This window comes from Romboutsia lituseburensis, from assembly GCF_024723825.1.
Lineage (GTDB): Bacteria > Bacillota > Clostridia > Peptostreptococcales > Peptostreptococcaceae > Romboutsia_F > Romboutsia_F lituseburensis_A.
Genome location: NZ_JANQBQ010000001.1, coordinates 2,887,865 through 2,902,151 on the forward strand (window position 1 = coordinate 2,887,865; position 14,287 = coordinate 2,902,151).

15 protein-coding genes are annotated in these 14,287 nt (G+C 25.4%); 7 read left to right on the forward strand and 8 right to left on the reverse strand.

The genetic code is table 11. The annotated features are described in order from the left end of the window. Positions 1 to 498 precede the first annotated feature (498 nt). Positions 499 to 1,053: a helix-turn-helix domain-containing protein gene (locus NWE74_RS14070; RefSeq protein ID WP_258243625.1), complete on the reverse strand. Its 555-nt coding sequence runs from the start codon at positions 1,051 to 1,053 to the stop codon at positions 499 to 501. A gap of 272 nt (positions 1,054 to 1,325) precedes the next feature. On the opposite strand from NWE74_RS14070, the gene NWE74_RS14075 reads away from it, so the two are divergent. After that, positions 1,326 to 2,438 (forward strand): alanine racemase, encoded by a 1,113-nt coding sequence (locus NWE74_RS14075; RefSeq protein WP_258243626.1) that lies wholly within the window; start codon positions 1,326 to 1,328, stop codon positions 2,436 to 2,438. 90 nt (positions 2,439 to 2,528) lie between these two features. On the opposite strand, the gene NWE74_RS14080 is transcribed toward NWE74_RS14075, so the two are convergent. Then, positions 2,529 to 3,062 carry a folate family ECF transporter S component gene (locus NWE74_RS14080; protein WP_258243627.1) on the reverse strand — a complete coding sequence of 178 codons (534 nt, stop codon included), beginning with the start codon at positions 3,060 to 3,062 and terminating at the stop codon, positions 2,529 to 2,531. A gap of 558 nt (positions 3,063 to 3,620) precedes the next feature. Between NWE74_RS14080 and rpsD the strand changes: the two genes are divergently transcribed. The 3 genes from rpsD (at position 3,621) to NWE74_RS14095 (ending at position 6,297) form a co-directional block, all read left to right on the forward strand. After that, the gene (gene rpsD / locus NWE74_RS14085; RefSeq protein ID WP_258243628.1) at positions 3,621 to 4,214 is read left to right on the forward strand and encodes a 30S ribosomal protein S4; all 594 of its coding nucleotides are present in this window, start codon (positions 3,621 to 3,623) and stop codon (positions 4,212 to 4,214) included. Positions 4,215 to 4,403: 189 nt separating this feature from the next. Beyond that, on the forward strand, positions 4,404 to 5,567 hold the full coding sequence (locus tag NWE74_RS14090) for a class I SAM-dependent methyltransferase (protein ID WP_258243629.1): 1,164 nt from the start codon (positions 4,404 to 4,406) through the stop codon (positions 5,565 to 5,567). A gap of 253 nt (positions 5,568 to 5,820) precedes the next feature. Continuing rightward, entirely contained in the window at positions 5,821 to 6,297 is a 477-nt protein-coding gene (locus tag NWE74_RS14095) for a TetR/AcrR family transcriptional regulator (RefSeq protein ID WP_309137287.1), read from the forward strand. A gap of 45 nt (positions 6,298 to 6,342) precedes the next feature. Here NWE74_RS14095 and NWE74_RS14100 read toward each other — a convergent pair whose 3' ends face one another. Then, the gene (locus tag NWE74_RS14100; RefSeq protein WP_309137288.1) at positions 6,343 to 6,870 is read right to left on the reverse strand and encodes a Gx transporter family protein; all 528 of its coding nucleotides are present in this window, start codon (positions 6,868 to 6,870) and stop codon (positions 6,343 to 6,345) included. Positions 6,871 to 6,906: 36 nt separating this feature from the next. Then, on the reverse strand, positions 6,907 to 7,302 hold the full coding sequence (locus NWE74_RS14105; protein ID WP_258243632.1) for a NusG domain II-containing protein: 396 nt from the start codon (positions 7,300 to 7,302) through the stop codon (positions 6,907 to 6,909). A gap of 212 nt (positions 7,303 to 7,514) precedes the next feature. Between NWE74_RS14105 and NWE74_RS14110 the strand changes: the two genes are divergently transcribed. Beyond that, positions 7,515 to 8,546 (forward strand): FAD:protein FMN transferase, encoded by a 1,032-nt coding sequence (locus tag NWE74_RS14110; protein ID WP_258243633.1) that lies wholly within the window; start codon positions 7,515 to 7,517, stop codon positions 8,544 to 8,546. Between the two features lie 98 nt (positions 8,547 to 8,644). On the opposite strand, the gene NWE74_RS14115 is transcribed toward NWE74_RS14110, so the two are convergent. The 4 genes from NWE74_RS14115 to NWE74_RS14130 all read right to left on the reverse strand — a co-directional run bounded on the left by NWE74_RS14115 (position 8,645) and on the right by NWE74_RS14130 (position 12,305). Next, positions 8,645 to 9,559: an SH3 domain-containing protein gene (locus NWE74_RS14115; RefSeq protein WP_258243634.1), complete on the reverse strand. Its 915-nt coding sequence runs from the start codon at positions 9,557 to 9,559 to the stop codon at positions 8,645 to 8,647. A gap of 57 nt (positions 9,560 to 9,616) precedes the next feature. Next, positions 9,617 to 10,777, reverse strand: a complete 1,161-nt coding sequence (locus NWE74_RS14120) for a hypothetical protein (protein WP_258243635.1) — start codon at positions 10,775 to 10,777, stop codon at positions 9,617 to 9,619. Next, a complete protein-coding gene (locus tag NWE74_RS14125; RefSeq protein WP_258243636.1) occupies positions 10,778 to 11,338 on the reverse strand; it encodes an RNA polymerase sigma factor in 561 nt (186 codons plus the stop codon). 241 nt (positions 11,339 to 11,579) lie between these two features. Continuing rightward, complete coding sequence (locus tag NWE74_RS14130) at positions 11,580 to 12,305, reverse strand: hypothetical protein (protein ID WP_258243637.1); 726 nt, start codon at positions 12,303 to 12,305, stop codon at positions 11,580 to 11,582. 164 nt (positions 12,306 to 12,469) lie between these two features. Here NWE74_RS14130 and NWE74_RS14135 point away from each other — a divergent pair, with 164 nt between their 5' ends. Then, on the forward strand, positions 12,470 to 12,913 hold the full coding sequence (locus NWE74_RS14135) for a YaiI/YqxD family protein (RefSeq protein WP_258243638.1): 444 nt from the start codon (positions 12,470 to 12,472) through the stop codon (positions 12,911 to 12,913). A gap of 256 nt (positions 12,914 to 13,169) precedes the next feature. Next, positions 13,170 to 14,282, forward strand: coding sequence for a helix-turn-helix domain-containing protein (locus NWE74_RS14140; RefSeq protein WP_258243639.1), 1,113 nt, complete (start codon positions 13,170 to 13,172; stop codon positions 14,280 to 14,282). Positions 14,283 to 14,287 lie beyond the last annotated feature (5 nt).

The following is a 14,287-nucleotide window of genomic DNA, read 5'->3' on the forward strand; positions in this document are numbered from 1 at the left end:
TTAGCTAAGCATAAGATTTGATTTTATAATTTGGGTTGGATGAGTATATTGATTTTAAATATATATCATTCAACCACTTTTTTATTTTTATAATATTTTTTAATAATAATTTTATTTAGTTAAGAAAATGTAATAAAATTAACTATAAAAATAAAATTTAAAATTGATTATTGCTTTATGCATGAAAAATAAGATAAACATATAATAAAAAAATTTTATAAAAAAAATAATTTATAATATGGATTATTTTGTAGAAATATAATATATTTAAATAGTCATCGATAGGAACGGACACAGACAGTTATATATAGACAGCAAGTATCGACAAACAAACAGACGGAATTGATAGTCATAAAAAAGAGGAGATATTAAAACTCCTCTTCCCTAAACAACAACAAATAATAAGGATATATTATCTACTCCCTTGCAGATAATATTAAATTCCAACCCCAATTAAAAAGACTGTTGCGGAAGCAGTCTTTATTTTTTTTTATTAAATTAAAAATTTGGTGGTGTAACTGAAAATATAATTTTAGCACATTTCTCAGATACATTAACCCATCTATGGTTCATATTAGGTAATATTCTAATGCTATCTCCACTTTGTAAATTAATAACTTCAGAATTTAAATGTAAATCAACGCATCCATCTAAGATTATAGCAACTTCCTCACCTTCATGGTTCATAAGTTCATTAGAAGTAGAAGCCTTTATTGGGAGTTCTAAAAGCATACTTTGAATAACACCATTAGAACTAGGTGATAAAAGCTCATATGATAAATTATTATTCTCAGGAAATGTAAGTTTAACTCTATTTTCTTTTCTTACAACTAAATTATCGCTACACTTATCTTCTTTAAAAAAATTATATAAAGGTATATCAAGACCTTTAGAAATCATTTTTAAAGTATTTATAGATGGATTAGATAAACCACGCTCTATCTGACTAAGTAGAGACGATGTAACTCCTACTATTTCAGACAATTCTTTTATAGATAAATTTTTTTTATTTCTATACTCATAAATTTTTTCACCAATATTTATGTCATGCATTAATATACCTCCGGATATAATAAGTATTGTTTAATATTTACATTATAGCAATACTAAGATAAATTTCAAGGTAATAAACAAGTCTAAATTAATAAAAAATTAACTGTATTTAATAAAATGAATAAAAATTAAATATTTATTAATGAAAATATTGACTTAGTAAATTTAAAATGTTATAAATTAAGTATAAGTTAATAAAAAATAAATAAATTAAATTGTATTGAAAAAATGATAAATAAAACAATAATTAAAAGTAGAAAGGAAGAATAGATATGAAATTAAATGAATTATCTACACCTAACTTTATATTAAATTTAGATGCTTTAGAAAATAACCTTAAGGTAGTACAAGATTTATGTAATAAAAATAATAAGCAACTTTGGCCGATGACAAAAACTCATAAGTCTACTAAATTAGCTAAAATGCAGATAGAATATGGGGCAAAAGGATTATTAGTTGGAACAATAGATGAAGCGGAGGCTTTTGTTAATGGAGGGGTAGAGGGTATAACTTTTCCATATCCAATATCAAATATAGTTAATATAAAAAGAGCAATAGAACTTACAAAAAAGGCTAGAATCATACTTAGTTTTGATAGCGTAGATGCAGCTAAAACTTGGAATGGTGAATTAAGTAAACAAAATATTACATTAGAATATTTTATATTAATAAATTCAGGTCTTAATAGATTAGGCGTTAAGCCTGAAGAAGTAGCTTCTTTAGCTAAAGAATTAAAACAATTTAATAATTTAAAATTAATAGGAATAAGTACTCATCCAGGTCATGTATATGGTGTTATGTCAGCAGAGGAAGTATCACCTATATCTAAACAAGAAATAGAAGTTATGTCAAAAGCAAAGAAACTATTAATAGAAAATGGATTTGATGTAGCGTTTGTTGCCGCTGGAAGTACACCAACATTTTTTGATGTAGTAGATAATGAAGTATTTGATATATTAAGACCAGGAAACTATCCATTCTATGATAATATACAACTATCTTTAGATATATGTAAAGAAGAAGACTGTTCTTTAACAGCTCTTGGAACGATAATATCTAGACCTAATAAAAATTTATTTATAGTTGATGTTGGGAGTAAGTGCTTAGGGTTAGATAAAGGAGCTCATGGTAGTGCTTTAATAACTGGATTTGGAAAAGTTAAAGGACATGAAAATTTAAATGTAATCGGACTTTCTGAAGAAGTTGGAAAGATAGAGATAGTCGGAGATACAGATCTAAAAGTTGGAGATAAAATAGAAATAATACCAAACCATTCTTGCTCTTGTGCAAATATGACTAGTTATGTTGTAGGATACAGAGGAGATGAAGTAGTAGAAATAATAGATATAGATGTTAGAGGTAATTCAAAAAAGCCAGTGCTATAATTTTTAGTTCATCCTTAAAGACACATAGGCTTATATAAAGATTAAGGCTAGTTTATAAATTATAAACTAGCCTTTTTATGTAATCAAATTTTATTGTTTTACGCTAATCAATCCTCTAACTTTATTTAAAAACTTATCCCACACAAGTGTTATTGATATAAATTGAACAGGTATCATAACTAAACTTTTTATTATACGAGTTGGCAATAACGCCATATATCCTTTACCCATTAATATAGAAAGCCATAATGTATCTAGAACTAGATTAAGTAATAGACATACAATTAAAGTTGAACTAAGTATTCTTAATGGAGATTTAGATTTATTATATAAAATTGCCCCATAATTGAATCCTGTAAGGAATGCTGTTAATGTAAATCCAGGGAAGTAAGTTCCGCTAGGGAATAAAACAAATCCTAATAAATCAGATATAGTAGCGCCAATTCCACCAATCCAAGGTCCAAATAAAATCCCCATAATTGCTACAGGTAAAAAACCAAATCCTATTCTAACTATAGGTGTTTGGATAGATAAAAATCTTGTAAGAATTACTTGTAAAGCGATTAGCAGACCTAGTTGTGTAAGCATTTTTGCATTTAAATTTTTACTTTTTTCTTTACTCATAAAAACCACCCTATCATTAGAATTTATCACATATAGGCATTTTTCATGATATATACATAGTTGTAAATTACAAGCATATATGTAAGTTATTTATACAAAAATTATAGCATAATAGCTAGTAATTTTCATAAATTTATCAAATGATTGAATCTTCTGATAAGTATTCTTTAGAAATAATGTTTATTTATATACAATAGCAAAATAAATATTAAATTAGCTAAAATAGATCTGTTTATTTATAATATATGCTTAAATAAAGCGAGAAGAATAAAAACATAACGAGTATGATAATTATTATCATTTACAAAAAAGATTTTTGTGTTATAATTAAATTAATCCAAAATAAAAGTGGTGTTAGTGGATATTTAAACCATTGCACTCTTAATTTACTAAATATAATTATACTTCTTAAATTGAAGACCACGATATATATCGTGGTTTTTAATTTTAAATAAGATGATAATGAAATTCATTTACAATGATTTGAAAATATGATATATTAAAAATAGGCTTAAAATTATCGCGGCAAATTTTCTGATATTATAGGAGATGATAATTATGGCAAAAATGATGGGACCAAGATTTAAACAATGTAGGAGACTAGGACTAAATGTATGTGGACATCCTAAAGCAATGGAGAGGTCTGTAAAAGGCACATCTAGAGCTGACAAAAAACTTTCACCTTATGGAGTACAGTTATTAGAGAAGCAAAGGTTAAAAGCTTACTATGGTGTATTAGAAAAGCAATTTGCTAACTATGTTAAAAAAGCAATGAAATCTAAAAATTCTACAGGAGAAGTGTTAGTTCAAATGTTAGAATGTAGGTTAGATAATTTAGTTTATAGACTAGGGTTAGCTAGTTCAACTAGACAAGCTCGTCAAATGGTTGTACATGGACATATATTAGTTAATGGTAAAAAAGTTGATAGACCTTCTTATGAGGTAACAATAGAAGATGTTATTTCATTAAGAGAAAAATCACAAAAAAATACAATGTTTAAGAAAGGTTTTCAACTAAATGCTATTAGCCAATACCCTTATTTAAATAAGGATGTAGAGAATTTTTCTGGGACTCTTTTAAGAAAACCTGAAAGGAACGAAGTACCAATAGAGATTAATGATATCTTAGTGGTTGAATACTATTCAAAATAATCTAATTAAAAATAACCATATGCCAATAAGTATATGGTTATTTTGTATGTATAAGTAAAAATAAAATAAATGTTTATTTTTATTGAGATAATTTGATGATGTGAACAATAAAAAGTTTAAAACTACTATATAGTAGGATATAATATATAATTGTAAATAAAAAATAAGATGTGATAAGGTGTGTTATAAATGGATGAATTAATAAAAGCGATTGATACAATAACAAATGATGAAGTTATAAAATTAGTTATAAGCAATAAAAAAAATAAAGATATAGAATATAATAAAATAAATTTTATTTTAAAAGAAAAAAATAAAAAACAGTATTATCAAATAGAAAAATATACTGATAAACAAGTGTTTCATGAAAATATAGATAAAGATTTAATAAAGGAAAATATAACTGAGTATATGAAAGATGATTATAAACAGTTGTCAGCTTGGTCAAATCAAAATACGTTTGATTTAAAGATATCTAAAAAAGGAAAGGTGTTTTTAGGCAAGAAAAAATCAGACAATAAAAAGCTTGCCAATAAAAGTCATAATAAAGAAAAGAATTATATACTTAAAGAGGGTACTATAATCCAACCTCTTATAGATTTAGGTGTATTTACAAAAGAAGGAAAAGTTGTTAACTCAAAATATGATAAATATAAACAGATAAACAGATTTATTGAAATAATAGATGATGAAATTAGAAAAAATAATCAAGAAGAACTTACTATATTAGACTTCGGGTGCGGAAAATCATACCTTACATTTGTACTTTACTATTATTTTGTAGAAATAAAAAAAATAAATGTAAAAATGATAGGATTAGATTTAAAACCAGATGTAATTAAAAAATGTAATGATATAGCTAAAAGATACAACTATGAAAATTTAAGATTTGAATTAGGTGATATAAATGGATATAAATTTACAGATAAAGTAGATATGGTAATAACATTGCATGCTTGCGATACAGCAACAGATTATGCATTATATAATGCCATTAAATGGAATACAAAAATGATATTTTCTGTACCGTGCTGCCAACATGAATTTAATAGTCAGATGAAATCGGAGCATTTATCTTTATTGACTAAGTATGGTATAGTCCAAGAAAGAGTTGCAGCTCTTATGACGGATGCGGTAAGAGCAAGTTTATTAGAATCTTTGGGATATAAAACTCAACTTTTAGAATTTATAGATATATCTCATTCTCCTAAAAATATTTTAATAAGAGCTTCGAAGTCTGGAGTATCGAAAGAGAAGAGAGAAAAATCATTAAATGAAGTTTATAATTTAATTAAAGAATTTAATTTAGAACCTACTTTATTAAATCTATTAAAAAGTGATAATTTAATATAATTTATATAAAAAAATATTCTATTTTTAGAATATTTTTTTTGTTTATTTTAAAGAAAATAATAAAATTTAGTTGGTAATGTACGGAAAATAAACTTATACGGATTTATAAAAATAAGTTGAACTATGAAACAACTTTTAAAAACATTTTAGGTTAGAGGGTGATGTTATTTCTAGACAAATAGAAAATCCAAAAGAAATTATATTTAAGGTGTCGAAAGAAATTGCTTATAGTGAAGGAATTTCTGGTATAAATATGAGAAAAATAGCTTCTCAGTGTGAACTATCGCTAGGAACCATATATAATTATTACACTACTAAGGTCGATATAATATTTGATATAATTGAAGATCTTTGGAACGAATGCTTTAGTGAAATCGATAAAATTTATAATTCAAAAGAAGGTTTTTTTAAACAAACAGAATTTTTATACTTTCATACACTACAATATTTAAAACAATTTGAAAATAATTGGATAAAAGATTTGATTGTTTTAACTTCAAATGATAAAGAAAAAGCAAAAGAAAGAGAAGATGAATTAATAGAGAAGTTCACAAAAATTTTGAAGCATTTAATAGAAATCAATAAAAATGATTTAAATAAAGACGTTTTTAATAAGTTTAGTGAAGATAAAATTTTAGAATTCATTTCATATGAACTTTTTATTATGTTAAAAAGATTAGATAATGACTATAGCTTTTTTGATTATACATTAAAAAAAATATTATTATAATCAAGAAGAAACAAGCAATATAAAATGAATTATATTGCTTGTTTTTTAATTACATAAAGATGAATTATTTTTATCTAAATTTAATTTTTCTTTGAAGTAAGGTAATTTTTTTAAATGAGACAATAAGTAATTGGCTGATAAACCAATAAATATTCCTGTTACAATTCCTATTGTAGATAATACAGGTAAATATAAAAACATATTTATATTTTCAAGTATAATAGATGCAGCCAGTAGTTGTCCTATATTATGAAATACAGCTGCTGATGAACTAACACCTATAATAGATACATTTTTACCTCCTACTTCTTTAACTAAAATACTAGTTATAAAACTAAATATTCCTCCAGTAGCGCTATAAAGTAAAGTAGATATATTTCCGCCTAATAGAGCAGATAGAAATATTCTTAATAAGAGTACTATAAAAGCATCTTTACAACTATCTAGAGTATAAATTGATATTATTATTATTAAATTTGCTAGACCTAACTTTGCTCCAGGTGTTATAAATGGGACAGGCATCATACGTTCGATTAAAGATAGTATTAAAGCCATAGAAACTAATAGTGCCATATAAATCATTTTAGATGTTTTATTTAATTTCATAACTTAATGAGATAGTATCATATCAGAAGAACTATCTTTCTCATCTCCTTTTATTTCTATAATTAACTTATGGGGTAGACAGATAATGTTTTCTCCTACCTTAGAAATTTCTCCTTGCTTAATACAAAGATCATCTTTACAGTCAGCAGATATAACTTTGATAGTATTGTCCTTTATTAATATGGAATTGTTTCCACCTGAACTTTTTATATTAAATTTTTTTTCGCCGTTATTAGTAGATAAAGGTATATTATCGTATAATTTACCATCAACTTTTATACTAGCATATACTAATTTGTTTGAGTTAAATCTGGACTTAGAAAAAATAATATTGGGTGTAAATGATAAAACAAAAAGTAAAACAATTATTATAAAATCTAATTTTTTAAAAGATTTCATTGCGATATCTCCTCTAAAATACTTTTGAATAAAAAAAATATGTATAATTAAATTTTAGTTTATATGTAATATAAATAGCAATAAAAATAAATAATTAACTAAAACTAAACAAGAAATTTTTATAAACTAGGTGTATAATTTAAATAGAATAATTGATATGAATAAATGTTAGTTTAATGAGTGGGTAAAGTTAAAAAGGAGATATAATGTGTATGGGGAAAAAAATAATAGGATTTTTACTTATAATAGGGCTAATGATTGGAATTGTAGGATGTACAAGTGTATCAGATAAAGAACCATTAACTAGGACCGATATAGTTATGGGAACACCTGTAACTATATCTATTTATGAAGGCGGAAGTGAAGATATATTACAAAAATCATTTGATAAAATATCAGAAATAGAGTCTTTACTAAGTATAAATAAATCTGGAACAGAGTTAGATAAATTAAATGAAAATGCAGGAATTAAAAAAATAAAATTAAGTGATACTAGTTATAAAATAATAAAGAGAGCAGTTAAATATTCACATTTATCTGATGGAGGATATGATATATCGGTAGGTCCGATTGTGAAGCTTTGGAGTATAGGACTCCCGGAAGCGAAGGTTCCAACTCAAAAAGAAATAGATTATGTTATTAAACTTGTAGATTATAATAATATAGAGTTAAATGATTCAACTAAAGAAGTTTATTTAAAGAAAAAGGGTATGATATTAGACCTTGGAAGTATAGCAAAAGGCTATGCAGCAGATGAGGTAGCTCGCCTTTTGAGTAAGGAAGGTGTGACTAGAGCTATAGTGAATTTAGGTGGAAATATCTATGCTTTAGGTAGTAAAAATGATAATGAAGACTGGAATGTTGGAATACAAAATCCATTTAGTGATAGAGGCGATGTAGTAGGTACTATACATATATCAAATAAATCTATAGTTACAAGTGGAATATATGAGAGGTTTATAGAAAAGGATGGTAAAAAATATCATCATATATTAAATCCTAAAACAGGATATCCATTTGAGACAGAAATAGCAGGAGTTTCTATAATATCTAAAGAGTCTATAGATTGTGATGCATTATCAACATTAGTATTTACTAAAGGATTAGATGAAGGATTAAAATTTGTAGAGGGAATAAGTGATGTAGATGCAGTATTTATTACGAAAGATAAAAAGGTTTATATAACAAGTGGGATAAACGGTAACTTTAAAATAACAAATAAAGAATTTACTTTGTGTAATTAATATTATATAGATAGTAAAATTTAAAAGTGGAACTTAATTAATGTTCCACTTTTTACATTTATATTTAAATTTGTATTTATAAAAATTATCAATAGTTATTAAATTAGATATGAGTTAGAGACATATCCATAACTAGTATTAAATTTTATTCTAGTCCACCCGGAATTTAAATGATAAATAACTTCTACTTTTTCACCTTTTTTTAGTTTTCCTATAATTTTTTCTGATTTAGATGGTTCACTTCTAATATTCAATACATCTGTATTACATTTCATGAATGTTGAATTTGAAGGAGTAGATACAGAGTTAGAAATATAATTTGTATTTACATAGGCATATCCGCCATTAAAATTAATTTTAGACCATCCATTGTTTAAATTCATTACAACATTTACTTTATCTTTATATTTCAAGCTACCTAAGACAGGCTCAGTTGAAGATGGACCTTTTCTTATATTTAAAGAATTTACATTACATTGCATAGTTAAATTAACCGTAACATCTTCTTTTATATTAGTTAAAAATTTAGAGCTAACATATCCATATCCGTTTGCATATTTTATTCTAGTCCATCCATTATATGTATGGTATGAAACATAGACTCTATCTGTCTTATCTAACTTTCCTATTATGGAATCAGAAGTAGAAGGACCTTTTCTTATATTTAGGTTACCGATAGTACATTCCATAAGTTTTAAAGAATCATTAGATAAATCTTCACTTGGAGAAGAATTATTGTTAATCGATGCATTTTTTAAATAATTAGAAGCTACATATCCAGTTGAGTTATTATACTTTACTAAAGTCCAGTGATTAGACGTCTCAAGTACTTCAACGATAGTTCCTTTTTTTAATGTTAATAGTATTGAATAACTTGTACTAGGGCCCGTTCTTAAATTAAGATTTTGTAAAGTCTGCGCTTGAACTGATTGAGCATTTACAGGCGCTATACTGGATAAAGTAAGTGCAAGTGCACCTAGTGATCCTATTGATAATTTTTTTTTCGTTTTCATTATAAATCCCCCATATTAAATTTTAGTCATTTGTATTTATTTGCTATTACTTTCTATTTAATAATTTCTATTATTATATTTGTCATCATGGCCATAGTGGTTTCCGTTATTATATTTATCATGACCATAGTGATTTCCATTATTGTTATTAGGCCTATTGTGATGATTATCATTATAGTTAGGTTTGTTATGTCCAGGGGCATTTTCACTATTGCCTGGTCTACTATTATTAGAAGAATCATCGTTGCCACTAGTACTAGGCTTGTTACTAGAAAAATCACCATTGTTATTATTAGAGTTATTACTACTAGAAGAATTATTACTGTTGCTTACGCTAGAGGTATCATTAACAGTGGTATTATCTTTAAGCCTTGATAAAGTGTTAGAATTTACATTTTTTATAGAACTATCAGTTGTTTTATTAGATTTTTTAATCTTATCTTTAAATTCTAAAATTTTAGTGTCTATATCTAATACTGATTTGTTTTTATAGTCATCAACATCTATGGTTTTGTCAAAGGAGATTAAGTCCTCAATTAAGTTCATTTTACCAACACTTAGCCCTATTTTTTTAGCAGCATCTCTTTTAGAAATATCTTCATCGTAAGAATAAATAGCTCCCTCTATAGAATTTTTAGAAAAATGACTGTTTACAGAGTTCTTTAAATCATTCTCTAATTCATTTCTGATTTCATAATCATTTGAAATAGATGCAATTGCTATAGCTGTCGATTTATTCTTAGATATATATTTTTCCTTTATAGCGTTATCAATAATTTCATTTATAATACTAAACACGTTTTTGTGTTCAGATTTTATATCATTCAATAAAACTTGACCATCTTTATTTAATGCAGAAGCAGATACAACATTATTGAATCTGTTTATACTAAGTTCTACACTAGGGTTTATATCTACTGACACGTAAGCCACAGGTAATTTTATATATGTATAGCTCCCAATACCTAAAAATAATATAGATAAACTACATGCAAATGCTAACCTATTTCGCACTAGATTTGACTTTATATTATCTTTTATTTTATTAAAGTAGTTTTTCTTAGAGGGAGTTGGATTAAATCCGGCCTTTTCTTTTACAGAAAATTTAATGCGATTTTGAATATTTTTATCTATTGGCATAGAAAAATCTTGATCTAATAGTAGTGAAACTTCTTCAAGATCTAAATCATCAAGTATTTTAAGTATATTGTCTTCCAATTATAAAACCCCCCTTAAGATTTTTTTTAGTTTATCCATACATCTTGAAGACTTTTTATCTATGGTATTAGCTTTAATACCTAATACTTTGGAAATATCTTTAGAGCTTTCCCTAAAGAAAAATTTCCTTATTATTATTTCACTATCAGGTTCCCCCAAAGACTTAATAGCATCAATTAATAATTTATTTCTTTCGTTATTAGAAACTGAATCAGATACTGAGTCAAATTCGTCGAAAGTATTTTCCTCAATAGATTCGAGTGGCATTTTCAAATCTATAGTTTTTTTATTTTTTCTATATAAATCAATAGATTTTCTTTTAGCTATGACAGCTAAAAGTGCTTTAATTGATCCTTTTTGTAAATCTATATTATCTTTATAATTAAAAACGTACAAAAATACATCACTAACGCATTCCTCTATATCCTCATTTGAAAGTACGTTAGATAATTGGTTATATATTATTTTATATACAAGGCCCATATAATTTTCCATCATAGCTTCTAAGCCATCATTTGGGTTATTATGTAATAGCATTAATAAATTAGAATCTGAAACCAAGTTGCACCTTCTTTCTTAACGTATATATTGGTTACAATATATACGTTCGTTTTTAAAATACAAAAAATGACAAAAAATATGGGGAAAACAAGAAAATATTAAAAAATATTTGAAAGTAATAGACAATACTAATTTAGATGAAAATGTTTATAAAAAAAACCGGTAATATATGTAAACTAAAATTTCGAATAAAAAAAGAGGATTTATTAATCCTCTCTTTTTATTCAAGTAAATAAGTATTTTAATCTCTATAATTATAAGAATTTATTAAATTATCTAATTTAAACTTAGGATATATTGGTTTAGACTTCCAAACCGATTTAGTTAAAATATAATATTTATATTCATCAGTACCCTCTTTAAAATACTTATTTATTGATAGTTCTAGCATATCTTCTTTATTACTGAAATTCATATAATTTAGATATGAATCTTTTAAATTTGGATGTTCAATAGTTAAATTATAAAACTTTCTTTCAACTATTTTTAATTCATCAATTAATTTTTGTGTTCTTAAGTCAATTTCTTCATTTATATAATTATAATCTCTAGAGCTATTAGTTAAGTCTGACATAATTTCATATTGTGTGTTTTTTATAAGTCTGTTAAGCATAAAAGATAAGCAAAATAATTCTCCAAGCTCTTTTTCCTTTTCAAACTCACCATTTAATAGTAACCTTATAGATGATAAGTCTTTAGGTGAAAAAATTTTAAGCTGAGTACCTTTGCCAAAAACGATATGTAATGGGAATTTTAATTCATTAGATGTGACAGTTTTAGTTAATACTCCATCTTCAACAATAAAAAATTCACTGTTTTGATAAATAGCAAAGTTTTTACCATAGTTATAGTAAAGTGTTTTTGTAGGTACTTCATTTCTAAAATCAAATTCTTTTAAATTTTTATTACATTTTACAACTTCACCTTGTTCATTTATCGTTGGATAATAAAAACATTCAAATTTCATAATTAGCCCCCTATACCTATTTGAAATTTATTCCATTACAATAATTATAGCTCTAAAAAACTCCTTTGTGACAATAAAATATAATATAAAAAAATAAGTAATTCATACGGAACTAAAGATAATGGTAATGTTATAATATTATTAAAATAATTTAAGGAGGTATTATGAAAATTTTAATAGATGCAGATGGATGTCCTGTAGTAGATATAACGATAGATGTAGCAAAAATGTTTAATATAGACGTACTAATAATGTGTGATACATCACATGTATTTAATAAGCCAGGAATAGAAACAATTGTCTTATCTAAAGGGGCGGATTCGGTGGATTTCGCATTAGTAAATAAAGTCGTTAAAGGTGATATTATAGTAACACAGGATTATGGATTAGCAGCAATGGTTCTTTCGAAAGGAGGACATCCAATTAGCCAAAATGGAAAAATATACACTAATGAAAATATAGATCAATTATTATTTAACAGACATATATCTAAAAAAATAAGAAAATCTGGAGGTAAAATGAGAGGTCCTAAAAAAAGACAAAAAGAAGATGATATATTATTTGAAAAAAATTTAATACAATTATGTGAAAAACTTATAATTAATTAATTTAGACGGTTTGAATCTTTTATGTTTCATGTGTTACATATTATGAGAAACATTTAAAGGAAAAAGATTATATTTTAAGCAATGAATGATGTAGCTCTTCAAATGAAACTTAACCATAATGCAGTGGATTAAGAGAATGGATTTTTATAACTTAACTAGAAGTTAAAAAACTTGAATTTAGGTTAACTATTGCTCCATTGTTAAATGAGTATCTCTAAATTATACTAGAGTTATAATCTATAAAGGAGGTATTGCAATGGATAAACTAGAAGTAGGAAAAGTAATAAAGGTACTTAGAAGGGGAAATGAAATAACACAGGAACAGCTAGCAAATTTTATAGGGGTATCAGTTGCAGCAGTTTCAAAATGGGAAAGTGGAACAACTTATCCAGATATAACAATATTACCAGTACTCGCAAGTTTTTTTGATGTTACCATAGATACATTAATGAACTATAGAATAGATTTGACAGATGAAGAGATAAATCAAATTGGGCAAGAATGTGAAATGCTTATAGTAGAAAATAAAATGGATGAAGGATTAGAATTGACTGAGAAATATTTAAAGAGATATCCTAATAATTGGAAACTAAAATACAGATTATCTAATATATATACACTAGTAATGGTAAAGATTCCAAAAAAAGAAAAACAGAATGAAATGATTAATAGGTACATAAACATTCTTGAAGAAATATCAAATAACACTACAAATATAGAATTGAAAGAATTATCATTAGTAAGTCTTAGTTCTGGCTATATGATGAATAATCAAGCAAATAAAGCAGAAGAGGTAATAAAAAAAATATATAAACCATCTTGTGATCCAGATGTAATCTTGCCGCTTATATATATGCAGCAAGATAAAGTAGAAGAAGCTAAAAAGTTAATGCAAGAAAACTTATATAAGTCATTAAAAGAAGCACTAGTATCTTCTATGAGTTTAAGTTCTATAAATTATAATTATAAAGACGGTATGGATGAAAAGTATGTAGATTTTGAAAAGGCTGAAAGATATATAAAATTGAGTGATAGTATAAGAAAATTATTACCAGATCAAAGAAGTAATCATGATACATATATATATTTATATGATTTAGAGAGCAAACGTGGTCGATTAGATAAAGCATTGGATTATTTAGAAGAGATGATAGACTCTATACGAGATATAAATTTAAACAAACATAATTTTATAAATGAACATTGGTGTTATGACAAAATTGAAGATAAAAGTATAGATATAAAATTAGATATATATGGTATGTTAATTACTGCTTTAAAAGAAAGAGAAAATTTATTTAAAGATAACAAAAGATTTGAAAACATAATCAAAGAACTAGAAATATTAAAAGAAAAAAATCAAATTTAAATAGA